Raw genomic sequence first — 22,255 nt, 5'->3', positions numbered from 1 at the left:
ATATCTCTCTGCAAAAATCTACTCTATTAAGTATAATACTACGTAGCTTTTTGTCAAGGTTTAGTAATCTTTGCAAACCAATTGTAATAAATTCCTCTTTATTATTTGCTGTAAATAGTGTGAAAAACATAAAAAGACAAAAGTTTCTTCTGAAATATTTGGAAACAAGCTCAGTAAATTGTAATGCTTCAAATTTTAGAGTTAGGAAAACGGTTGAGTTCTATTATAACTGATTATATGGATATGCTAAGGCAACAGTAGAATGATTCTTCCGCCATGCATGTTTATGGAATTTATTTCCATATAACTATTGTGGACATTTGTTACCGAAAAAAGCCTGTATCGCTTTTTATTAAGAGATACAGGCTTTTTCAACAAGATTATTTACCCCAACACCTCGCGGTTGGTTCCGTAGAAGATATCGCTGTGGCCGCTGATTTTTTTGCAGAAGGCCTCAAAGCGGTCCCAGGTGTCGTTGATGTCAAATTCGTAGCTGTGGCCCCAGATGTAGAACAGCTGAGGGGTTTCCGCCTGCATAGCCAGAAACTCGTCCGCCATTTTCTCCATATCCGCCCAATCCAGATGGTAAACCGAGGGGTTAAAGCGCAACAGGTTTTCCTGAGGGGCAAAGCTGTTGCTTGAGGTGATGGTCCGGGCATACCGTACCGCGGTATGCTCCTTCAGTACCTGCGCCACGCGGTCGTCGTTATTGACGCCGCCGCATGGATAAGCCATGCCGGTGACCTCGTAGCCGGCAAGCGCACTCAAGTTTTTCCGGTCCTCCTCCACTTGGCGAACGATCTCCTGTTCGTCCAGCTCCGTCAGGTTCGGATGTGTCAGCGTATGAACGGCAACCTCGTGGCCCTGGTACAGGCGGCGGACCTCGGCGGCGGACACTTTGGCGTGGCCGATCTTTTTTCCGTCAATCATGAGGAAATCATCCGGGCGGTCCAAAAGCCCGCTGTTGATATTGAAGGTTGCCTTCAGGCCGTAACGGTTCAGAATTTCAATCAGCCGCCGGTCCTGCGTGACGCCATCGTCGTAGCTGAAGGTAATGGCTTTGTTTTTCCCCTGGTACATCTTTGTCAACGCTCCCTGTATAATGTGTTTTTATTGATAGCGAGTCATGGCCCGCCGGGTAACGGCGTAACGGCTATTGCTTGGTAGCTGTGAAAAACAGACGCGGAAAACGAAAAATGATGGACCCATCGGGCCTGGGAGTATACGCTTTTTGAACCTCTGCGGTGATTTCCCGCTCAAATTCCGACCGGTCCGGTTCCTGCAGCGCGTTTAAGTAAGGCCGGAGGCCGGTGCCCTTATACCATTCTATAATGTCGGCATGCGTGCGCATAATATGAAAATAGGTTGTGGTCCAGATTGAAAATTCGCTGGTCAAACTAGCCAGCAGGTCGTAGTATTCCTCCGGCTTCAGATTGTAAAAAACACGGGGGTTGGAAAACAGTGGGCACCAGCGCTCGCTGGAGGAGACCGCCTGGATAATCCGGTGAATCGGCTCCTCATAGTTCATTGGGGTCTGTACAGCCAGCGTGCCGCCTTTTTTGAGCAGGCCCATCATATCGGGCAGCAGCTGCGTATGATTTGGCACCCACTGAATGCAGGCGTTGGAGAATACAACGTCAAAGCCGCTGCCCAGAGCGGGCAGCTCCCTGCCAGCATCGCACAGGCGGAACGACAGGGAGGGATTGGCTTCCTTTGCTGCGCGGATCATCTCGGGGGAGGAGTCCACCCCCAGCACATCGGCCTGGGGGTAGCGGTCCGCCAGCTTTCGGGTGCTGTTCCCGGGCCCACAGCCAATGTCAACCACTTTGGCCGGATTTTCGTTGGCAATGCGGCTGAGCAAATCCTCCGCAGGGCGTGTCCGCTCCCCTTTAAAGCGTAAATATTGAGCGGCATCCCAATTTTGCATGTATATACCTCCTAAAAGCATAATGGTTATCTTCTTTTTTTCGGGCGGCAGACAACGCCGCCGATAAAGCTGCCCAGCAGGGTAACACCCGCATAGAGCAGCGTGTAGAACCAAGCGCTGCTGTTAAAATACAAATAGATGGCCGGGACAAAGAGCAGGACAACAACAATGAAAAAATACCAGCGGAATCCGCGCTTAACGCCGTGGTGCAGCGAGCAGACCAGGCAGGCCAGCGGAAGAGCGAACCAGAGAACAAGCATGGCGCTTACGACGTCACGCATAATCAGGGGCAGCAGGTAATACAGTACGGCAATAATCAGCCAGTAAACCCAGCTTTCCTTAAAAGCGGTTTTGATCTGCTCCAACATGATTTCGCTCCCCTCTCTTTACGGCGCCACTGCCCGCTTAGCGGCTAAAGCGACCCAGCCGCGTTCCTCACGGCGCTCAAGAATCTGGAAATGCCCGTTGAGTACGGCTGTCACATCCTGCTCGCGCGTGTCGATAATACCGCTCATCAGGTAGACGGCGTCCGGTTTCATATAGCGGTCAATATCCTGCGTCAGCTGAATGATGACGTCGGCCACGATATTGGCGACGACGATGTCGTATTGTCCTTCGACCTTATCGGTGAGGTCCCCGCAGACAGCGGTAAAACGCTGCGCCACATGGTTTCGCTGCGCATTTTGCACCGCTGTTTTTACGGCAAGCGGGTCAATGTCAACACCGGTGGCCCTCGAAGCCCCAAGCAGGATCGCTGCTACAGAGAGAATGCCGCTGCCGCAGCCCACATCCAGTACCTCGCTGGATGGCCCTACAAATTGCTCTAATAGCTCCAGGCACAGGCGCGTCGTCTCGTGCGTACCGGTGCCAAAGGCCAATCCGGGTTCGAGATCCAGGACTGTGCGCCCCGCTGCCTCATACGTTTCCTCCCAGGTCGGGCGGATGAGAAGTTTTTTCCCGACAGGGATGGGCTTGAAGTATTTTTTCCAGTTGTTAATCCAATCCTCCTCCGCACAGGCGCTGATGGAGATCTCATGCTCAATGCCCTCCGCGCGGTAGCGCTCCCGCAGGAAGGAGACCGCCTCGGCCGGGTTTTCCTCCGGGCTGATATAGATATGGACCAAAGCTTTGCTGCGGTCCTTTTTTAACAGCTCTTCATCAATTAAATCAATATGGGCAATATCCCAGGCTTCCTGCTCCAGATGGGAATAATCCTCAATATAGATACCATAGGGAACCGTCATCTGCGCTATGTCGCCGGCACGATCCACATCTGTGGGTTTTACCGTAACGCAGACCTCCGTCCAGTCGGAACCAACCATATCTGTACTCATTTGCGTTCTCCTTCCGGGGGCTTTTTTTCTATTATACAGCAGAAAGCAAAAGAATTACAGACTTATTTTGTCCTGCCGCTGAATATAGTTTATTTGGGGGTGGTTTATTTTTGACTTGGAAACGCCGGTTTTTATATAACGCTATGATTTTAACCGGCGGAGCGGTTGCGCTCCGCCTCACAAATATCGCGTTTCGGGTTTTTATCTGTGGTCAACTGGGAGATTCAGGCATGGGCCTTTATCAGCTGATTTTCTCCATTTTCTCGCTTGCCGTCACGGCCTGTACCTCGGGGGTAAGCTTGGCGGTGACGCGCCTTGTCGCCGAAGGGAATGGTGTGCGCCCTTCCGTGGGGCGTTGTATGGTGCTTGCCCTGTTAATCAGCGGGCTGGCAGGGCTGGTTCTGTGGTGCGGCTCCGGGTGGATTGCCGCAATCCTGCTTGGCAGCCCGGAGGCCGCGAGGCCCATCCGGCTGCTGGTGCCGGGCTTGCCCTGCATGGCGGTATGCGCCTGCATCAAGGGCTATTTTCTGGCGGTTCGCAATACCGCTCTGCCTGCGGCCGGGGAGCTGCTGGAGCAGGTTTTTACCATTGGCGCCGGTATGCTGCTGATGAGCAGGATAACGCCGCTCGATGCGCTTATGCTCGGCTCCACGCTGGGAGAGGCCTCCTCCTGCCTGCTGCTTGGACTGTGCTTCCTCTGCACGGTGCGCAGAAACCCGGGCGGACGGGCCGGAAAAGGGCGGGTCGCTACAAGAAAGGTGCTTCATATAGCGGCCCCGGTACTATGCGGGAATTTTGTGCGCAGCACCCTGAACAGTACGGAGAACCTGCTTGTGCCCCGCGGCCTAAAGCAGTATGGGGCGGGCGCCGCCGGTTCGTTGGCTCAATATGGAATTATGCAGGGGATGGTTATGCCCATCCTCCTTTTTCCGGCCTCCTTTATTACGCCGCTGTGTTCACTGTTTATTCCCGAGCTGGCGGAGCGTGCGGCCAGCGGCCGGCAAAAATCCATTCAACGCATGGCGCGTCTTGCCATGCGCCTGACACTGCTGTTTTCGTTTATTGTCACCACGCTGCTCATTGTGTTTGCGGAACCGTTGTGCAACCTCTTTTTTAATAATACCCAGGCGGGGGTTCTTCTTCGCATAATGGCGCCCATTGTCCCCCTGATGTACCTGGACAGCATTGTGGACGGCATGCTCAAGGGGCTGGACCAGCAGGTGTCCACGCTGAAGTATAATTTCAGCGATTCCCTGCTGCGTGTGCTGTTTATCGCCGTCTTGCTCCCTGTTTTTGGCATGAAGGCCTATGTGTTTGTGCTGTTTTTCAGTGAGATCTTCAACGCTTCCTTGAGCATACACCGGCTTTTAAAGGTGACGGATCTTACGGTCGACGTTGTGGACTGGGTTTTGCTCCCCGCGGTTACAGGCGCCTTGCTTTACTATTTCCTAAGCTTTTTGACGGCGCTGATTTGACAATTATCCACAGGAATTATACAATGAACACATCATATGTCCCGAAAGGGCCGGAGAAAGGGGCTGGCGGTTTTATGGAGCAGGCCTGTACCATAGTTCTAGCTTTTTTTCTATACAGCTTTACCGGGTGGCTTTGTGAAAGCATTTACTGCTCGCTTCCCGCCGGGCGTTTTATTAACCGCGGTTTTTTGACTGGGCCGCTCTGCCCTGTATATGGGTTTGGGGCGCTGCTCATTGTGTTTTTGCTCTCGCCGCTGCAGCCGCAGCCGGTACTTCTCTTTTTAGCTGGCGCGGTGGTGACAAGCCTTCTGGAGTATGTGACCGGTTTTTTGCTGGAAAAAATCTTCCATACAAAATTATGGGATTATTCCCAGCGGCGCTTTAATCTTCACGGGCGTGTCTGCCTGAAAAATTCACTGCTTTTTGGGGCGATGGGGCTTGTTACCGTTTATTTGCTTCATCCGTTCGTGCTGGACCTGATCGGCAGGCTGCCGCTGATTCTGCTGGTTGGGCTGGCTGGCGGGGCCTTGGCGGCTTTTTTGCTGGATTTGATTTTCAGTGTCCGCACCATGCTCCAGCTCAACGGGAAGCTGGCGGAGCTGGAGCGCGTTGCCGCCGATCTGCGCCAGAAGGGGCAGCTCACGCATGAACGCCTGAAAAGCGAGGTTCAGGAGCGGTTCCAGGCAATATCTCAACAGACCAAGCGCCGCCGCATACGGATGGTTGCCGGGTTACAGCTTTTACAGCGCCGTATGCTGGATGCGTTCCCGACCATGCGCTCGGTGCGCCATCATGATTCGCTTGTCCGCCTGCGGGAATACCTGGCTGAAAAACGCGCGGAGCTTAAAAGGTTGAAAAAGTAAAGGGGAGGGCGCCGCCTTCTTTCAAAAGCACATGCAGCCCCGCGGCATGTGCTTTTGCTGTTTTTTACACAGAGCTTATACGCTGTATCTTCCGCCGGCAATGCAAGAGGCCGTATTTTCGGGGGCCGGTGCGCCATGCTTTCGGCAGCACAGAGTGAGGGGGCACGGCCCCTTTTAAGCGGAGAAATCAAGTATGGCTGCGGGGAGATACGGCTATACTACCAAAAAGAGTAGAAAACGGCGCTTGAATTTTATATGGCGAATGGAGGAGAATTCTGGTATAATAGCGGTGGATAAAATTCACCCCTCCGTACCTTTTTCCTTTTTCTTCATGCTTTTGTAAAATTTGAATGCTATAATAAAACAATTATTGGTTCAAAAGCCCTGCTTTGGGTGGCTGGAATCGGGAAAGGGTTTGAGCGTTTTTGGAAGCTTTACTTGCCTTCGACAGGGCAGTCAGCCTTTATATGGCGCAGCATTTGCGGCCGGAGTGGCTGAATCCGGTGATGATCGTGGTTTCTCTGGTGGGTAACGCGGGATTGATCTGGTTTTTATTCGCGCTGTTTATGCTTTGCAAGCCGAAATACCGCCGTGGCGGCCTGGCGCTGGTCTGTGCGATGGTTGCCGGCTTCCTGCTGGGAAATATTTTTTTAAAAAATCTGGTTATGCGTCCCCGTCCCTGCTGGGAATTTCCGGAGGTAGCCATGCTGGTGGCGGTTCCGCATGATTATTCGTTTCCGTCCGGCCATACGCTGGCAGCTTTTACGGCGGCTTCCGTTATCTTTTGTGTAAACCGCAGGGCTGGTGCGGCCGCCTTTCTCTTTGCGGCATTGATGGGCTTTTCCAGACTGTACCTTTTTGTACATTATACAACGGATATCCTGGCTGGCGCGGCACTGGGCTGCCTCGTCGGCTTCCTGACGGTTTTTATTTTCTACAAAACGGGGAACTGGCCCGCGCGGGAAAGCCGGGCTGAAGGACAGAAGCCTCACGGCGGATAAAATAAAAAAGAGGAGAGAACAAAACGCTTTGGATAAATACAAAAAGCTGATCTCCAACACCATTATTTTTGCAATCAGCACCTTTAGCTCTAAGGTGCTGGTATTCTTACTGATGCCCCTGTACACCAGGGTGCTGGACACATCTGCATACGGCGTGACGGATTTGCTGATGAATACGGGCAATCTGTTGCTGCCGCTGGTGACGCTGGGCGTGGTTAACGCCATTATCCGCTTTGGCCTCGACAGAGAAATTGACAAGGCGGATGTTTTTTCCACGGGGCTGCGCACAATTTTGCTGGGCTTCCTGATATTGGTTGTGGCGGAGCCCTTTATCGTGCCGTATATGGGGCCGGTTCTGTCGCTGCTGGATATTCAGGAAGATATGTTTGTGCAGAATATTATTTTAATTGATGCATTTGTCCTGATGTCCTCCATGCGCTCGCTGTGCTCCCAGTTTATCCGGGCAAGGGGGCTGGTGCGGCTTTTTGCCGTAGACGGCATTCTCAGCACGGTGACGACCATCTTTTTCACCGTCCTTTTTCTGGTGTGGCTGCAAATGGGGGTCGCGGGATATATTCTGGCGACGATCTGCGCCGATTTTCTCTCCGTCATCTTCCTGTTTACAACAGGGAGGCTGCACCGTTTTCTCAAGCTGCGCGGAATCAGCCGCGGTGTGTCGGGCAGGATGCTGCGCTATTGTGTACCGCTGATTCCCAATACTATTTGCTGGTGGATCACCAACACCTCCAGCAGGTACATGGTGGTTGCTTTTCTGGGATCCTCCTATAATGGGATATTTGCCGCCGCCAATAAGGTGCCGGCCCTGATTATTTTGGTTTCCGGCATTTTCATGGACGCCTGGCAGATGAGCGCCGTCACGGAGGAAAAAGGGCGCAACAAGTTTTTTACCCGGGTTTTTCGTTCTTACAACGCCTTGATTTTTATGACCGCCGCCTTTGTCATCATGTTTGCAAAGCTGATTACAAAAATTTTGGTTGCGCCCGCTTATTATGAGGCCTGGAGCTTTATTCCGCTGCTAGTGGTTTCAACCGTGTTCACCTGTATGGTGAACTTTTTGGGCAGTATTTATATGGTGGAGAAAAAAAGCATGCATTCGTTGGCAACCGCCGTACTGGGCGCCGTTATCAATGTGGTTCTGTGCCTGGTCTGGATTCCCTCTCTTGGGGTCAACGGCGCGGCGCTGGCCTCGCTGGTAACCTATGTAGCGGTGTTTTTGGTGCGCGCCGTGGATACCAGGCGTTATATCCGTATGAATATCAGCTATTTAAGGCTGGTGGTCAATGCGGTCCTTTTAATTGGACAGGCGGTGCTGATGATCTTTGAAGTGCCGTTTTGGCCGGTTTGGCAGGCATTGCTGACAGCGCTGATGGTCCTGCTGAATTTTAAGGAGGTGCTGGAGGGGGTTCGGAAAATTGTTTCCCGGCGATCCTCAAAAAAGGCAGGCAGCCGCGCCTGAGGAAGAATGATCGTTTATTTAAACAGCAGTGTAGGAGGTTTTCAGCTTGTATCAGGCTTGTATATTTGATTTAGATGGAACATTGGCGGATACGCTGGCGTCGATTGGCGGTTTTGCGAATCAAGCCCTAAATGTGCTGGGGTATCCCGCCATTCCCATTGAGGAATACCGGTTTTTGGTGGGCAATGGAGCGGACGTGCTGATGCGCGGCATGCTTCGCCGTACGGCCGGGAATTATACCGAAGAGGATGTTCAGCGGCTGCGCGCGGTTTACGACGGCCTTTATGAGGCGGACCCGGTGCGGGACGTACAGAATTACCCGGGAATGCCGGAGCTGGTTGCCGCGCTGAGGCGGGAGCAGGTTCCGGCGGCAGTGCTTTCCAATAAGCCGCACAATGTGGTTTGCGCCATTGTCGAAGCGCTTTTCCCCCGGGAAAGCTTCCGGCTGTGCTACGGGCAGCGTGCCGGCGTGGCGAGAAAGCCCGACCCGGAGGGGGCGTTGCTCATCGCAGAGGAATTAAAGGCGCCGCCAACGCATATCCTTTACATAGGGGACACGGATGTCGACATGAAGACGGCAGCCGCGGCGGGCATGGATTCCGTCGGAGTCCTGTGGGGCTTCCGCGGCCGCGAGGAATTGGAGCGGAACCATGCACGTTTTTTGGCGCAGCACCCGGCTGACATATTGGAAATTCTGCACGGACGCCCTGCCTTGAGGTAAAAGATGGAGAAAAAGAAGAATATTCTTGCATATGTAAGGGGACTGGGCTTTCGGATTGTAAAGACCGGAATCGCGGTAACCCTTTGCCTGTGTGTTGTCAAATGGCTAAACCTGCCTCATCCTCTATACGTTGTTCTCACTGCCGTGTTGGCGATGGGAGCCTCCATTGAAGGATCCTTTCACATGGCTAAAAATTATATTTTTGGCATCCTGTGCGGTATTGTGGTCGGCAGTGTCAGCGCTTTTTTTCTGCCGGGAAATGCCGGCGCCGGCGGGATCGGCGCGATTGTAACCCTATATCTGTGCAGCCTCCTCCACCTGCGCGGCGCAGAGGTGCTTTCTTGCGCCGCCTTTTTTTCAGTCCTGCTGACACAGAGCGCGTCGCCGCTCTGGCGGCTGGCACTGGACCAGGCCGGCGGGATGTTTTTGGGCCTTTTTGTGGCGCTGGTGGTAAATTTGCTCATCATGCCGCCAAATTATGCGGGAAAAATTCTCCAAAAATATCGTTCTTTAGGTGAAATAATTATGGTTCTTCCGCAAAGTGAACACAAGCGTGAGTGTTTAGTGGCCCTGGAGCACGACGTGCGGGATTTACAGAATTATACCATGCTGTATGCGGCAGAGCCCAGGTTTATGCGGGGAGAGACTGGGGAAATCAAGCGGATTACAGAGCTGTCCGGTATGCTTCAGGAGCTGCTGGGGGAACTGGAAAGCGCGCTCCACATTCAGGAGCGCGGCCTGAGTGAGGGACAGGCTGAGGCGGCCTACCAATATCATATGGAACAGATCGAGAGGTTGGCCGCCGTTTGCTTTGGCAAGGGGGATCGCGTGTCAAAATAGCTTACCAAAAGCGCCGAAAGCGGTTTTTGGCGGGGGTAGAAAGCGTCCACAAAGCAAAAGGTAGGCCTCTAAAATATGATACCATCTTATAGCATGCTATAGGATGGAGGCGATCGCTTGAGAAGGTTGAGAAGTTCATTTCATGTGGGTGCCCGTTGCGCGGCGCTGTTGCTTTGCCTGCTGCTTACCGTCTGCTGTCTGCCGGTTTACCGGGCCCATGCGGCTGTTGATTTGGAACGGTTGGAAGGGATTTTTGTACTGCAAGAGGATCGCCGGTTGTTTACCGCCGGTGACGGTTCTTCCATTTTGGTGAGTACGGATGGAGAGTATACCACGTTGGTGTCAAAGATGTCCTCGCTCGAAGGAATTGGTGAGAGCGAGTGGGTGTTCCCGGCTGGCATCATTTACCGGGAGGCCCAGGTGCTGGGGGACTCAATTTACCTGATGGGCTGCTCCAATCAGGATGGCTCTTCTTTCTTGCTGATGAAAATTCGTCTGTCGGACCGCGAGGTGGAGTGGGCAGGGCTCTCTTTGCCGTGGCAGGCGGTAGAGTCTTGCCGCATGACGGAGGAACGAACGTTGCTGATCACCGTCGGCGGCGCAGAAACGGCCTATTATTTTGCGAACGACCTGCTGACGCCGGTGCAGGCGCCGGAAAACCCGATGAAGGGGGAACGCTACTATTATTTTACCGGCCAAACGGTTGCAGACCTGGAGCGGCAATATGCACAAAATGGGACTGGGGGTGCCGTGCAGGTTAAGGATAATGCCGGGGTACGGCAGAAAAGCGGAAAAGTCCGTACCGGATGGACGGTGGAGGTACTGCGGAATGGAAAGCAGGAAAGCCTGGTAACTGCCGTGGTCAAAGGGGATTTAGGCGGGACCGCGGCGGAAAACCTGCGGTTTTATAACGAATATCTGGTCGGCCGGAGAAGCCTGACAGGGGCTTGGCTGAAGGCTGCGGATATGAATGAGGACGGGGCCGTCGACGTCGGAGATCTACTGCTTTATAAAAAGGCGGGTTAGAGGAATCGGAAGGGGAGATGGGATTGAATTACCGGCTGGAAAAAAATATCAGGGATTATACGGAAATTCGTACCTCCTTCGACGCGTTGGCCCAAAGGGTGTTTGGGCTGTCCTTTGAGCAGTGGTACCGGGACGGCTACTGGACGGACCGTTATAAGCCGTATGTTCTGCTGGACGGCGGAACCGTCGTTGCCAGTATTGCCGTCAACCGTATGCAAACGATGTGGCGGGGAAAAGGCAGAAGCTATATTCAGTTGGGTACGGTGATGACGGACCCGCAGTACCGCAAGCAAGGGCTTTCCCGCTGCTTGATGGAGCAGGTGCTGCGCGATTACTGCCGGAGCTGTGATGCCGTCTATCTATTTGCCAACGATTCGGCGCTTGATTTTTACCCCCGGTTTGGATTTGAGCGCGCGGTGGAGTATCAATTCAGCTGTCCGGTTACGCCCAACCCCGAAGCCGCCCAAAGGCTGGATATGGAAAACGCGGAGGATCGGGCGCTGCTGCAACGCTGTTACCGGCGGTCAAACCCTTTTTCCAGGCTGCCGCTGCTGGATAATGAGGGCTTGCTGATGTTTTACTGTACTTCCTACATGCGGGACAGGGTTTATTATTTGCCGGAGCGGGAAACCATCTTCATTGCATCCTATGACGGCGGGACAATGTTCTGTTATGATATTTACGGTGGAAGAGGGCAAACGCTGGAGGAAATCCTGGCAGCCGCCAGTCCGCCGCAGATTCACACCGCCAGCCTCGGCTTTACTCCAATTTGTACAGAGGCCGGGCGGCTGTCTCCGCTGCTTGAGGAGGACGAAACGCTGTTCATCCTGCGGGGAAAAGAGAATATTTTCAAAGGCAGCCGGCTGATGTTCCCGCGATTGTCCCATGCGTAACCGCAGCGGAAGCGCGAGCCAGCTGCCAGTTTAACGATAAAAGGAGATTGAACGATGGACAAACTCACTGTAAGGCAACTATACGACCTTTCCCATACGGCGGCGGCGCCCCTGCTGGAGCGCTGCACTTATCCCTGGGAAGCGCTGGAGGGAATTAAGGACTTTATTTTGGAGCTGGGGCCACGGCTGCCGGAGGAGGATTACGACCACCCCGCGGCAGAAATCTGGGTTGCCAAAAGCGCCAAGGTAGCGCCGACAGCGAGCCTGAACGGCCCGCTAATCATCGGCCCCGAAACAGAGGTGCGCCATTGCGCCTTTATCCGCGGCAATGCGCTGGTAGGCAGAGGCTGCGTGGTGGGGAACTCAACGGAGCTGAAAAATGTGGTTCTTTTTGATGGCGTCCAGGTTCCGCATTACAATTATGTGGGCGATTCCATTCTCGGCTATAAATCCCACTTGGGTGCGGGAGCGATCACATCTAATGTAAAATCAGATAAAGCGCTCGTTGTCATTCGCGCGGGTGAATTGTGCCTGGAGACCGGGCGCAAAAAGGTTGGGGCACTGGTCGGCGACCTAGTAGAGGTCGGCTGCGGCAGTGTTCTGAACCCAGGAACGGTGATTGGAAAGGGCAGCCAGGTTTATCCGCTTTCGATGGTACGCGGCTTCATTCCGGAGGGCAGTATTTATAAGCATGCCGGAGAAGTAGCGGAAAAAAAGCGGATTGCTGAATAAATGTGGTTCGAGGTTTTTTATGCAGAGAAGAGTTGCGGCAATCCATGACCTTTCCGGCCTGGGGAGGTGCTCGCTTTCCGTCATTATGCCGGTGTTGGCGGCGTCCGGGGCGGAATGCTGCGCGTTGCCTACAGCGCTGTTGAGCTCGCATACGGGTGGCCTGGCAGGCTATACTTACCGGGACCTGACCGACGATATGGCTGGCTTTGCCCGCCAATGGAGCGCGCTGAATATTCCTTTTTCCGCGCTGTACAGCGGTTTTCTGGGTTCAGCCAGACAAATTGAGGTGGTGTCTGAGATTTTTTCACAGCTGAAGGGGCCAAAAACCGTGGTATTGGTGGACCCGGTCATGGCGGATCATGGCAAGCTGTATAAAACCTATACAGAGGAAATGGCGGGTCGAATGGTGGAATTGTGCCGTCATGCGGATATCATAACGCCGAATCTGACCGAGGCGGGGCTCCTTCTGGGCCTGCCGTACCGGGGGGAGCCGAAAATGGAGGAGGAAGTCACGGAGGTATTGCGCCGCCTGGCGGAGCTGGGCCCGCGAAAGGTAGTGCTTACAGGGGTTTCTCGTGGAAAAATGGAGCTGGGGTCGGCAGGGTATGATCGGGAAACCGGCAGCTATTATTATGCCTTTGCCCCCAGGGTAGCGGGCAGCTTCCCGGGAACGGGGGACCTGTACAGCAGCGCTCTGCTGGCAGGGCTGCTTCGCGGTAAGGAGCTTGGGCAGGCGATGCAAATAGCGGTGGACTACACGCAGGGCAGTATAGCCAGAACCTGGGCTGCTGGTACAGATCCGCGGCTGGGAGTCAACTTTGAGGCTGGGATTCCCGGTTTTATCAAAGCCCTGGGGCTGAATGAGTAAAGCGCAGAGCAGTTGGGAAAAAAGCAGGCCGTTGCCTCCTGTTCAGAGGGGCAGCGGCCTGAATTTATTGGTGCGCCGTACGACGGGACCTGAAGAAAAGGGCCCGTGGCTTATGTAATGGATTCCATCGTCTGGACAATGATTGCCATTTGCTCGGCGTCGCTCATACCAGAGAGCTTGGGCAGGCGTTTCACCACCTGTATCAAGCGCTCTTCTAAAGCCTTCAGCATGGCTTGGCTTTTCCGCTGCCAGTAAAAATCACAGGTAGAAAGAACTTGATCCGGGCTGGCGTTATCGGGCAGGGCGGCGGCGGTTTCTTTCAGCAGAACAGCTAGTTCCTCGTTTTTTAATCTCATAGCTAAGCTCCTTTTCAATGGTGTCATATCCATCATACCGCCTATGGCGCAGAAAAACCAGCGGTAAGTAATGGAAATGAACATTCTGCCCGGGAAAAGGAAGATTTACCCTAGATGTTGTTGAGCATGCCGCGGGAAATATGCTATAATGTCTACAAGCCGAAGGCTTGTAGGCGGGAAGCGCGCAATCGGAGCGGGGAGCCTCCCGCGCAGTACGCGCGGCGCGCACTTCCCCGGACTTTCCGGGGCTTTTATGGGGCTGCGGCTTTATTCTTGGTTTTCAGGCGGACAGCTTACGCAAGGCCCCTTGCGGCGGAATCATTTTTCAGCCGCTTTGAACAGATGAATTTCCGGCCGGTAGGCTGGGGAAAATAAAAACAGCAACAGCGGAGGATTAGAAAATGAAGTTTTTAGCAGCGCCGGATTATCAAAGCATGAGCCGAAGGGCGGCCAATCTTATTTCAGCACAAGTGATCCTGTTTCCCAATTCTGTGCTGGGCTTGGCGACCGGCTCTACACCGCTGGGCATATATCGCCAGCTGGCGGATTGGTATGATAAGGGCGATATCGATTTTTCCGCGGTGAGAACGGTAAACCTGGATGAATACTGCGGCTTGGCGCCTGAGCAGGTTCAGAGCTACCACTATTATATGAAGTCCAACTTTTTCAGTAAAATCAACGTGGATGAACGCAATACCAATCTGCCGAATGGAATGGCGGCGGACCTCAATGAGGAATGCAGGCGTTATGATGCGGTCATCGGCGGACTGGGGGGGATTGACCTTCAAATCTTAGGCATCGGCCATACGGGCCATATCGGCTTTAACGAGCCGGGGTTTGCTTTTGACCAGACCACCCATGTGGTGGAGCTGAACAAGAAAACCATTGAGGCTAACGCCCGCTTTTTTAACAATATCAGTGAGGTGCCCCGCCGTGCGATTACAATGGGGCTGAAGGCAATTATGCAGGCGAAAAAGATTGTACTGGTAGCCAATGGCGAGAGCAAGGCGGAAATTTTGGAGCGGGCTCTTTTTGGCCCGGTGGTCCCTGAGGTACCTGCCTCTATTTTGCAGATGCATCCAAGCGTAACCGTTGTTGCGGATGAAGCGGCTTTTTCGCGGATCCGAGCCAGGCATCCGGAGACGCTGTAAAAATCAAACAGTGAAAGCGCTTTTTATAAGGGCTTTAAATTTGGAGAGGGGTATGGCATATGAGTTTTGGCAGTAAGATTTTAAAATACCGCGAGGAAATGCTGCGCGACCTGGCGCGGCTGGTGGCAATCCCGTCCGTACGCAGCGAGGCTAGGGAGGGGATGCCTTTTGGTGAAAATTCTGCCAGGGCGCTGCAAACCATTTTGGCAATGGCGGACGAGATGGGCTTGAAAACAAAAAACGTGGCAAACTATGCAGGGCACGCAGAGTATGGCGAAGGCCGGGAAAACGCTGCGGTGCTGGCACATGTTGATGTGGTGCCGGCCGGTGAGGGCTGGAAAACAGACCCCTATGTTATGACTGTTCGCGACGGCCTGTGCTATGGGCGCGGGACTGCGGACGACAAGGGCGCGGCAATAGCCGCCTTGTACGGGCTCAAGGTTTTACAGGAAGAAAAGGTGCAGACAAAACGCCGCATTCGGGCCATCTTTGGGGCCGGTGAAGAAACAGCCAGCGAGGATATGGCGCGCTACTTTGAAGTAGAGCCCTTGCCGGAGATGGGCTTTACACCGGATGCGGAATATGGAATCTGTAACCGTGAAAAGGGAATTTTACGTATGGATCTTACTGGACGCCTGGGAGAATCCGGCGTGATTGTTTCTCTGCGGGGCGGCACGGTCTGCAATGCGGTACCGGCTTTCGCGGATGCAGAGCTGCGTTGCAGTGCCGGTCAGTTTCAGGCGCTGCGGCAGGCAGCAGAGCAGGCCGAGGGGGATTTTACCTTTACACAGGCTGACTTTGGGGGCCATGTCCATTCCGTAGGCATCGCCTCGCACGCCGCGACCCCGCAGGAGGGAGTCAATGCCGTCGTGCGTCTGCTGCGCCTGCTGGGCCAGGTTTTTACCGAGCGGGAGCTGGGGGCGTTGGCGTCCTTTGTCAACCGGGCAATTGGTCTGGAGCTGGATGGAGAATCCCTCGGTGTAAAGGTCTGTGATCGGGAGTCCGGAACAATTACTGTTAATTTAGGCGTCTGCCATATCTCCGAAAATGAAAACCGTGTTTGCCTGGACATGCGCTACCCGGTTACGGCGGACGGCGGCCAGCTTGCCCGCACCATTCAGGAGCACGCGGGCAGGTTTGGTGTGGCAGCCACGGTGGAAGGCCACAGCAAGCCGCTTTATCTGCCGGAGCACAGCCCGCTGATTTCTATTTTAAAAGAGTCTTACAGAGCGGTGACCGGTGAAGAGGCCGGAATTTACGCCATGGGGGGCGGTACCTACGCGCGCAGCCTGCAATCCCGCGGCGTAGCCTTTGGACTGCTGTTCCCGGATGAACCGGACCGCAGAATCCACAACACCGGCGAACACATTGAAATTGAAAAATTTATGCTCCACGCACAGGTGTGCCTGGAAGCCATGTACCGTATGGCCGTGGAGTAAGCACGGAAAAAGGCGTAGGTCCCGGCCTGTCTTGTAAGAAGGGGGAAAGGGCATGGTGTACAAAATTTTGATTGTCGAGGATGACCTGGTCATTGCCAAAGCTATCCGGGCGCACTTGCAATCCTGGGGCTGCGAAGCGCAATGTGCGGCCGATTTTCAGAATGTGCTGGGGAATTTCGCCGCCTTTGACCCGCAGCTTGTTTTACTGGATATTTCGCTGCCGTTCTATAACGGCTATCACTGGTGTGGGGAAATCCGAAAGATTTCCAAGGTCCCGGTGATTTTTATCTCTTCCGCGTCGGACAATATGAATATTGTCATGGCGATGAATATGGGCGGCGATGATTTTATTGCCAAACCGTTTGACCTGGAGGTCCTTACAGCGAAGGTCCAGGCGCTGCTGCGCCGTACCTATGACTTTGGCGGGCAGGCCGGCCTGCTGGCCCACAGAGGGGCTATCCTGAACACCAGCGACACAACGCTGACCTACGAGGGGCAGCGAATTGACCTGACGAAGAACGATTATAAAATTTTGCAGACGCTCATGGAGAATAAGGGAAAGGCTGTCAGCCGCGATACCCTGATGCTCCGCCTATGGGAAACGGACAGCTATGTAGATGAAAACACCCTGACTGTAAACGTTACCCGGCTGCGGCGAAAGCTGGAGGCGGCAGGCCTGAGGGATTTTATCACCACGAAAAAAGGAATCGGCTATTTAATCGAATAGGAGCGAGCATGAAAAAAGCGCGTTTTTCTTTGTTTTAGAGCAGTACATGCGGGCGCGTTGGAAAGGCCCGGCGGTGGTTGCGTTTTTTGCGGCAATATTTGCCGTTGTGTTTTATTTATACCGGGTTCCGGCAGAGGCGGTTGGATATGCCGCCCTGCTCTGCGCTGTTTTCGGCGTGCTGCTTGCGCTGGCAGACTTTATCCGGTTTTATAAAAGGCATTGGCTGCTTGAACGCCTCAAAGCGCACATCGCGGTCAGCCTGGACGGCCTGCCGGCGCCGGAATCCCTTCTGGAGCAGGATTACCGGGAGTTGGTTGAGGCCGTTTACCGCGATAAAAACCAGCTTATGACCCGGCAGGAAACGGCCTACCGGGAGATGATGGAGTATTACACGCTTTGGGCGCATCAAATCAAGACGCCCATCGCAGCCCTGCGCTTGCTACTGCAATCGGAAAAGGGAGAAGATGAGGCGGAGCTCTCGGCAGAATTGTTCAAAATTGAGCAGTATGTGGAGATGGTGCTTTCCTACCTCAGATTAGACAGTGAATCCAGCGACCTTATAATTAAGCGGTACAGTCTGGACGCAATCGTCCGTCAGGCAGTGCGCAAATATGCCAAGCTCTTTGTCCGCAAGAAAATTTCCCTTCATTTTACAGCGTTGAACTGCCAGGTGCTGACCGATGAAAAATGGCTGGCCTTTGTGGTGGAGCAGATCCTGTCCAACGCGCTGAAATATACGCGGAGGGGCAGCGTTTCCATTTATATGGATCACCCGGAATGTGGGAAAACCCTGGTTATTGAGGACACCGGCATCGGCATTCAGGCTGAGGATTTGCCGCGTGTTTTTGAAAAGGGCTACACCGGTTATAACGGTCGGGCAGACAAGCGCTCCACTGGCATTGGCCTCTACTTATGCAGGCGTGTTTTGACCAAGCTTTCACATACAATTTCCATTGAATCCACGGTCGGGCAGGGTACCCGGGTCAAAATAGGGCTGGATACCATTGACCTGAAGGTTGAATAAAAAGCGGCCTTACGCTTTTGTAAGGTTACCTGGGGAAATGTAAGCCAATGAAATGGCGCTGCATTTCCCCAGTTTGTTACAATGGATATGTTGAAAAAAGGAGGCTTTTGCAATGGCAATATTAGAGGTCAAAAACCTGAAAAAGATCTACACCACCCGCTTTGGCGGCGCACAAGTACAGGCGCTGTCAAACGTTACGTTTTCAGTGGAACCCGGCGAATATGTGGCGATTATGGGCGAGTCTGGCTCTGGAAAAACCACCCTGCTGAATATTCTGGCGGCACTTGACAAGCCGACCGGCGGCGATGTGCTGTTAAACGGCAAAAGCCTCGGCAGTATTCAGGAAAAGGAAATTTCCGTTTTCCGCCGTGAGAACCTGGGCTTTGTGTTTCAAGACTTTAACTTGCTGGACACCTTTTCTATTCAGGATAATATTTTCCTGCCGCTTGTTTTGTCACACAAGAAATATGATGAAATGGCGGCACGGCTGCAGCCGCTGGTGGAAAAGCTGGGAATACGGGAGATTCTTAAAAAGTTTCCCTATGAGGTTTCCGGCGGGCAGAAGCAGCGTGCGGCGGTAGCGCGTGCTCTGGTTACACATCCGCAGCTTGTTCTGGCGGATGAACCGACCGGTGCGCTGGACTCCCATGCTTCGGATGAGCTGCTGGATTTATTCGGCCGGATCAACCGGGAGGGACAGACGATTTTGATGGTAACCCACAGCACCAAGGCGGCCAGCCATGCTAAACGGGTGCTGTTTATCAAGGATGGCGAAATCTTTCACCAAATTTACCGGGGAACGCAGACGGCCGAGGAGCTGTACCAGAAAATATCCTATACGCTGACCATGCTGGCGACAGGCGGTGCTGAACATGACTAAGTTTTTCTATGCACGGCTGGCCGCCACCAATATCCGGAAGAATGCCCAAACCTATGTGCCTTATATTCTGACGGGAATCGGTACGGTGATGATGTTCTACATCATTTGTACACTCTCTCAAAATTCCGGATTCAACGACATGCCCGGCGGTGTGACAGTTGCTTGGTTTATGCTGATGGGATGCGTGGTAGTGGGCTTGTTCGCCGCCATTTTCCTTTTTTACACCAACAGCTTTCTCATTAAGCGAAGGAAAAAAGAGTTTGGGCTCTATAATATATTGGGCATGGAAAAACGCCATATCAGCCGGGTGATGTTCTACGAGGCGTTCTATGTGGCCTTTATCAGCCTTGCGGCCGGCCTGCTGGCAGGTATGCTGCTGAGCAAGCTGTTTTTTCTATTGATTCTGAAGATTATCAGGGTTGATGTATCGTTTCAGTTTGAACTTTCCATGTCCGCTGTCTGGACGACATTGAAGCTTTTCGGCGCCATCTTTCTGCTGACATTTCTCAATAATTTACGGCAGGTCCGGCTGGTAAACCCCATTGAACTGCTGAAGGGCGGCCAGGTTGGTGAAAAGGAGCCCAAAACCAAATGGGTGCTGGCGCTGCTCGGTGTGCTTTTTCTGGGAAGCGGCTATGCAATGGCCATATCCATCAGTAACCCTGTAGCCATAGTCCTGTGGTTCTTTGTAGCTGTCATTTTGGTCATTTTGGGGACCTATTGCCTGTTTACGGCGGGCAGTATAGCTGTGCTCAAGCTGCTGCGGAGGAGCAAAAGCTATTATTACAAGCCCAAGCATTTTATTGCGGTTTCCGGAATGATGTACCGCATGAAGCAGAACGCAGCCGGCCTGGCGAGCATTTGTATTCTTTCCACCGTGGTGCTGGTTTTAATTTCCACAACTATCTCCATGTATATCGGCGCGGAGGATATGATTGCCCGGCGTTATCCGCGGGAGATGACCGTGGTGGTCGCTGAGCAGGAGGAGGCTGAAAGGGAGGAGGTTTTTCAGCAAATAGAGCAGCTGCTGGGAAAATACCGCGAACAGCCGGAAAATACCGTCTATTACCCGTTTTTTTCCACTCAGATGCACGAGGGAGCAGATGGCTTTTCGCCCGCCGGTGATTACGCTGACCTGGGAAACCTGAAGGGGATGTACTTCCTTTCGCTGACAGATTATAACCGGCTTTATGGGAGCACGCTGACGCTGGCGGACGGAGAGGTGTTCATCCATTCGATCCGCACGCCCTATCAAGGAGATACGTTGAAGCTCTTGGGCCGTTCCTTCACCGTAAAGGGCCAGCTCGATGCGATGAAGGAAACCGGCTTCGATTCCGCAGCGATGATGGACATCTATTATGTGGTGGTCAAGGATGAGGCTGTGTTATCGGAGCTTTCCACCAGACTGGAGGAGGATGTCCGTTATTATTACAGCTTTGATTTTAAAGGCGAAATATCGGAGGAGCGGCAGAACCAGTTTTATGCGGAGCTGAGAACGCTGCTCGGCAAAGGAAGCTATGCGGAGTGCCGGGCAGAAGCCCGGGGCGGCTTTTACAGCTTGTACGGCGGCTTCCTGTTCTTGGGGATTTTTCTTGGGGTGCTCTTTGTTATGGCGACTGTGTTGATTATCTATTATAAGCAAATTTCCGAGGGCTATGATGACCGGGAACGCTTCGTCATTATGCAAAAGGTCGGAATGAGCCGGGAAGAGGTGAAGGCTTCCATTCACAGCCAGGTGATGCAGGTGTTTTTCCTGCCCCTGCTTGCAGCGGGCGTCCATATTGTGGTAGTTTTCCGCTGGCTGACGCAGCTGCTCGCCCTGCTGGCGCTTGACAACAGCGTGCTGTTTTCCCTTTGCACGCTGGGGTCGTTCTTGGTTTTTGCTGTGCTTTATATGTTGGTCTACATGCTGACAGCCAGGGTCTACTATAAAATTGTCAGCGCCTGAATCCGCTTACGCGTCAGAACAATAAGATAAAAGCCGCGCCCCGCTGGTTTAACCAGCGGGGCGCGGCTTTTAGTAAAGGATCGTTACCTTGCCAAAACAGCTGCGGGGGCTTCCCCTATTCCTTCGGTTTGCCGAGCTCCATGCTGCGCTTGACAGCGGCGGTGACCGCTTCCATAGCGGCGTAACGAAAACTGCCGGCCTCCAGCATCTCTACGCCGGCAATGGTTGAGCCGCCCGGCGAACAGACCTCATCCTTCAGCACACCCGGGTGCTTGCCGCTTTCCAGCAGCAAGGCTGCGGTACCCAGCACAGCCTGCGCTGCATATTCCTGCGCCTGACGGCGGGTTAGGCCCGCCCGTACACCGCCGTCGGCCAGCGCTTCCATAAAGAGGCAGGCAAAGGCGGGCGTGCAGCCCGCGACCACACCCGCGGCGTCCATCTGAGCCTCAGAAATACGGTCGAAACGGCCTGCTGCATGGAAAAGAGCCTCAAACTCATCCAGGGCTTCTGCTGTGGCGTTGCAGGAGCTGACCAGCGTCATGCCCTGCCCGACTGCGGCAGGGGTGTTCGGCATGATGCGCAGAAAGGGCAGCTCCGGGCAATCCAGAGCGGAGAGGTAAAAGGAGATGGGGAGGCCGGCCGCCATAGAGACGACAATTTTTTCCTCGCCACGCGCCAGGCTGGCCTTTATTACCGGCTTGATCTCGTCCAGCAGGCCGGCCATCATTTGGGGCTTTACGCCGAGCATGAGGATGCGTGCCTGCGCCACGGCCTCACAGTTGCTGTGTACGGCGGTACACCCCAGCTCTTCCGCTAAGGCCGCTGCTTTGGAATAGGTGCGGTTTGTCAGCAGGACGGAGGCGGGGTCCGTTCCCCTGCAGGCTGCCCGGGCCAAAGCGCCCCCCATGTTTCCAGTGCCTAAAAAAGCGATTGCTTGCATGAATAATCATCCTTTTATACGGCATGTGCCGTGAATTTATTATAATTACATTATAGCACAACTGCTTTTTATTTCATACACTGGAATAAACCATTTTACCGGCGGGCCGGGGTGGTTTTAGCAATTAAACAGCGGCGTAGGTCCGTCTGAAATAAATCCGGATTTTTTGAGGTGATGAGTTTATGCCTTTTACAACACGCGAGTTGCTGGCCCGGCTGATACAGTGTGAGGCGGGCGGGGAAGGCGACAATGGCATGCGCGCGGTGGCAACGGTTATTATGAACCGCGCCACCATACCGTACGGTGAGTTTTTTCGCGTCAGCGAAGGCGGAGACGTACGCAAAATTATTGAGCAGCCAGGCCAGTTTGTATGCATGCGGGGAACGGTCGGCGGCCGGACCAATCCGCAGAATGTTTGGAATATGACCCCGGAAGAGGTACATTATGAAATTGCGGACTGGGCGCTAAACGGGGGAGTCTTTTCCCCGGTCGCGGAATGCTTGTTCTTTTTTAATCCATACAGCAATCAGTGCCCAGCCTTTTTCCCCAGCAATCAAATGGGGGTGGCTTACAACCGCATTAACGACCATTGCTTTTACCGGCCGACTCAGAAATATGCGGAGTCGTAACCGG

General features: G+C 53.6%; 23 protein-coding genes. 17 read left to right on the top strand and 6 right to left on the bottom strand.

Going from position 1 to position 22,255, the window contains the following annotated elements:
• Positions 1-384 precede the first annotated feature (384 nt).
• From DPQ25_RS02980 to prmA, 4 genes are all read right to left on the bottom strand, one after another.
• Positions 385-1,080, bottom strand: coding sequence for a polysaccharide deacetylase family protein (locus tag DPQ25_RS02980; RefSeq protein ID WP_112331677.1), 696 nt, complete (start codon positions 1,078-1,080; stop codon positions 385-387).
• Positions 1,081-1,153: 73 nt separating this feature from the next.
• Complete coding sequence (locus tag DPQ25_RS02975) at positions 1,154-1,927, bottom strand: methyltransferase domain-containing protein (protein ID WP_112331676.1); 774 nt, start codon at positions 1,925-1,927, stop codon at positions 1,154-1,156.
• A 26-nt stretch (positions 1,928-1,953) separates the two neighbouring features.
• On the bottom strand, positions 1,954-2,295 hold the full coding sequence (locus DPQ25_RS02970) for a hypothetical protein (RefSeq protein ID WP_112331675.1): 342 nt from the start codon (positions 2,293-2,295) through the stop codon (positions 1,954-1,956).
• Positions 2,296-2,313: 18 nt separating this feature from the next.
• Entirely contained in the window at positions 2,314-3,261 is a 948-nt protein-coding gene (gene prmA / locus DPQ25_RS02965) for a 50S ribosomal protein L11 methyltransferase (RefSeq protein WP_242978197.1), read from the bottom strand.
• Between the two features lie 143 nt (positions 3,262-3,404).
• Here prmA and DPQ25_RS02960 point away from each other — a divergent pair, with 143 nt between their 5' ends.
• From DPQ25_RS02960 to DPQ25_RS02915, 10 genes are all read left to right on the top strand, one after another.
• Positions 3,405-4,736 (top strand): MATE family efflux transporter, encoded by a 1,332-nt coding sequence (locus DPQ25_RS02960; RefSeq protein ID WP_242978226.1) that lies wholly within the window; start codon positions 3,405-3,407, stop codon positions 4,734-4,736.
• 23 nt (positions 4,737-4,759) lie between these two features.
• Positions 4,760-5,599 (top strand): putative ABC transporter permease, encoded by an 840-nt coding sequence (locus DPQ25_RS02955; protein WP_112331673.1) that lies wholly within the window; start codon positions 4,760-4,762, stop codon positions 5,597-5,599.
• 425 nt (positions 5,600-6,024) lie between these two features.
• Positions 6,025-6,600, top strand: a complete 576-nt coding sequence (locus tag DPQ25_RS02950; RefSeq protein ID WP_242978196.1) for a phosphatase PAP2 family protein — start codon at positions 6,025-6,027, stop codon at positions 6,598-6,600.
• 28 nt (positions 6,601-6,628) lie between these two features.
• Positions 6,629-8,077: a lipopolysaccharide biosynthesis protein gene (locus DPQ25_RS02945; protein ID WP_112331671.1), complete on the top strand. Its 1,449-nt coding sequence runs from the start codon at positions 6,629-6,631 to the stop codon at positions 8,075-8,077.
• A gap of 46 nt (positions 8,078-8,123) precedes the next feature.
• A complete protein-coding gene (locus tag DPQ25_RS02940) occupies positions 8,124-8,798 on the top strand; it encodes an HAD family hydrolase (RefSeq protein WP_112331670.1) in 675 nt (224 codons plus the stop codon).
• A 3-nt stretch (positions 8,799-8,801) separates the two neighbouring features.
• Positions 8,802-9,638 (top strand): FUSC family protein, encoded by an 837-nt coding sequence (locus DPQ25_RS02935; RefSeq protein WP_112331669.1) that lies wholly within the window; start codon positions 8,802-8,804, stop codon positions 9,636-9,638.
• 117 nt (positions 9,639-9,755) lie between these two features.
• The gene (locus DPQ25_RS02930) at positions 9,756-10,664 is read left to right on the top strand and encodes a dockerin type I repeat-containing protein (RefSeq protein WP_146740516.1); all 909 of its coding nucleotides are present in this window, start codon (positions 9,756-9,758) and stop codon (positions 10,662-10,664) included.
• A 23-nt stretch (positions 10,665-10,687) separates the two neighbouring features.
• Positions 10,688-11,557, top strand: coding sequence for a GNAT family N-acetyltransferase (locus DPQ25_RS02925; RefSeq protein ID WP_177576805.1), 870 nt, complete (start codon positions 10,688-10,690; stop codon positions 11,555-11,557).
• A 54-nt stretch (positions 11,558-11,611) separates the two neighbouring features.
• Complete coding sequence (locus DPQ25_RS02920; protein ID WP_112331666.1) at positions 11,612-12,289, top strand: LbetaH domain-containing protein; 678 nt, start codon at positions 11,612-11,614, stop codon at positions 12,287-12,289.
• 19 nt (positions 12,290-12,308) lie between these two features.
• Positions 12,309-13,157 carry a pyridoxamine kinase gene (locus DPQ25_RS02915; RefSeq protein WP_112331665.1) on the top strand — a complete coding sequence of 283 codons (849 nt, stop codon included), beginning with the start codon at positions 12,309-12,311 and terminating at the stop codon, positions 13,155-13,157.
• A 110-nt stretch (positions 13,158-13,267) separates the two neighbouring features.
• Here the strand turns inward: DPQ25_RS02915 and DPQ25_RS02910 are convergent, their stop codons facing one another.
• The gene (locus DPQ25_RS02910; protein ID WP_112331664.1) at positions 13,268-13,513 is read right to left on the bottom strand and encodes a hypothetical protein; all 246 of its coding nucleotides are present in this window, start codon (positions 13,511-13,513) and stop codon (positions 13,268-13,270) included.
• 401 nt (positions 13,514-13,914) lie between these two features.
• Here DPQ25_RS02910 and nagB point away from each other — a divergent pair, with 401 nt between their 5' ends.
• From nagB to DPQ25_RS02875, 6 genes are all read left to right on the top strand, one after another.
• Positions 13,915-14,664: a glucosamine-6-phosphate deaminase gene (gene nagB, locus DPQ25_RS02900; protein WP_112331662.1), complete on the top strand. Its 750-nt coding sequence runs from the start codon at positions 13,915-13,917 to the stop codon at positions 14,662-14,664.
• A gap of 59 nt (positions 14,665-14,723) precedes the next feature.
• Positions 14,724-16,103, top strand: coding sequence for a Sapep family Mn(2+)-dependent dipeptidase (locus DPQ25_RS02895; protein ID WP_112331661.1), 1,380 nt, complete (start codon positions 14,724-14,726; stop codon positions 16,101-16,103).
• A 55-nt stretch (positions 16,104-16,158) separates the two neighbouring features.
• A complete protein-coding gene (locus DPQ25_RS02890; RefSeq protein WP_112332019.1) occupies positions 16,159-16,830 on the top strand; it encodes a response regulator transcription factor in 672 nt (223 codons plus the stop codon).
• A gap of 73 nt (positions 16,831-16,903) precedes the next feature.
• Positions 16,904-17,854 (top strand): sensor histidine kinase, encoded by a 951-nt coding sequence (locus tag DPQ25_RS02885; RefSeq protein ID WP_407928132.1) that lies wholly within the window; start codon positions 16,904-16,906, stop codon positions 17,852-17,854.
• A gap of 112 nt (positions 17,855-17,966) precedes the next feature.
• Entirely contained in the window at positions 17,967-18,734 is a 768-nt protein-coding gene (locus DPQ25_RS02880; protein WP_112331659.1) for an ABC transporter ATP-binding protein, read from the top strand.
• Positions 18,727-20,682: an FtsX-like permease family protein gene (locus DPQ25_RS02875; RefSeq protein WP_112331658.1), complete on the top strand. Its 1,956-nt coding sequence runs from the start codon at positions 18,727-18,729 to the stop codon at positions 20,680-20,682. Before DPQ25_RS02880 ends, DPQ25_RS02875 begins: the two co-directional genes overlap by 8 nt.
• A 115-nt stretch (positions 20,683-20,797) precedes the next feature.
• Here DPQ25_RS02875 and proC read toward each other — a convergent pair whose 3' ends face one another.
• Positions 20,798-21,622: a pyrroline-5-carboxylate reductase gene (gene proC, locus DPQ25_RS02870; RefSeq protein WP_112331657.1), complete on the bottom strand. Its 825-nt coding sequence runs from the start codon at positions 21,620-21,622 to the stop codon at positions 20,798-20,800.
• Positions 21,623-21,804: 182 nt separating this feature from the next.
• Between proC and DPQ25_RS02865 the strand changes: the two genes are divergently transcribed.
• Positions 21,805-22,251 (top strand): cell wall hydrolase, encoded by a 447-nt coding sequence (locus DPQ25_RS02865; RefSeq protein ID WP_112331656.1) that lies wholly within the window; start codon positions 21,805-21,807, stop codon positions 22,249-22,251.
• The last annotated feature ends 4 nt before the right edge of the window (positions 22,252-22,255 follow it).

Origin of the sequence: Hydrogeniiclostridium mannosilyticum, from assembly GCF_003268275.1 — a bacterium.
GTDB classification, from domain to species: Bacteria; Bacillota; Clostridia; order Oscillospirales; family Acutalibacteraceae; genus Hydrogeniiclostridium; species Hydrogeniiclostridium mannosilyticum.
Note: the sequence above shows the minus strand (reverse complement) of the source record. Positions and strands in the feature narration are given on the sequence as shown.

Bases quoted from the DNA above. Each gene is read 5' to 3' on its own strand.
- DPQ25_RS02865 (WP_112331656.1), top strand. From the start codon at position 21,805: ATGCCTTTTACAACACGCGAGTTGCTGGCCCGGCTGATACAGTGTGAG.
- DPQ25_RS02910 (WP_112331664.1), bottom strand. From the start codon at position 13,513: ATGAGATTAAAAAACGAGGAACTAGCTGTTCTGCTGAAAGAAACCGCC.
- DPQ25_RS02975 (WP_112331676.1), bottom strand. From the start codon at position 1,927: ATGCAAAATTGGGATGCCGCTCAATATTTACGCTTTAAAGGGGAGCGG.
- DPQ25_RS02915 (WP_112331665.1), top strand. From the start codon at position 12,309: ATGCAGAGAAGAGTTGCGGCAATCCATGACCTTTCCGGCCTGGGGAGG.
- proC (WP_112331657.1), bottom strand. From the start codon at position 21,622: ATGCAAGCAATCGCTTTTTTAGGCACTGGAAACATGGGGGGCGCTTTG.
- DPQ25_RS02875 (WP_112331658.1), top strand. From the start codon at position 18,727: ATGACTAAGTTTTTCTATGCACGGCTGGCCGCCACCAATATCCGGAAG.
- DPQ25_RS02895 (WP_112331661.1), top strand. From the start codon at position 14,724: ATGAGTTTTGGCAGTAAGATTTTAAAATACCGCGAGGAAATGCTGCGC.
- DPQ25_RS02880 (WP_112331659.1), top strand. From the start codon at position 17,967: ATGGCAATATTAGAGGTCAAAAACCTGAAAAAGATCTACACCACCCGC.
- DPQ25_RS02970 (WP_112331675.1), bottom strand. From the start codon at position 2,295: ATGTTGGAGCAGATCAAAACCGCTTTTAAGGAAAGCTGGGTTTACTGG.
- DPQ25_RS02960 (WP_242978226.1), top strand. From the start codon at position 3,405: ATGATTTTAACCGGCGGAGCGGTTGCGCTCCGCCTCACAAATATCGCG.
- prmA (WP_242978197.1), bottom strand. From the start codon at position 3,261: ATGAGTACAGATATGGTTGGTTCCGACTGGACGGAGGTCTGCGTTACG.
- DPQ25_RS02980 (WP_112331677.1), bottom strand. From the start codon at position 1,080: ATGTACCAGGGGAAAAACAAAGCCATTACCTTCAGCTACGACGATGGC.
- DPQ25_RS02955 (WP_112331673.1), top strand. From the start codon at position 4,760: ATGAACACATCATATGTCCCGAAAGGGCCGGAGAAAGGGGCTGGCGGT.
- DPQ25_RS02920 (WP_112331666.1), top strand. From the start codon at position 11,612: ATGGACAAACTCACTGTAAGGCAACTATACGACCTTTCCCATACGGCG.
- DPQ25_RS02935 (WP_112331669.1), top strand. From the start codon at position 8,802: ATGGAGAAAAAGAAGAATATTCTTGCATATGTAAGGGGACTGGGCTTT.
- nagB (WP_112331662.1), top strand. From the start codon at position 13,915: ATGAAGTTTTTAGCAGCGCCGGATTATCAAAGCATGAGCCGAAGGGCG.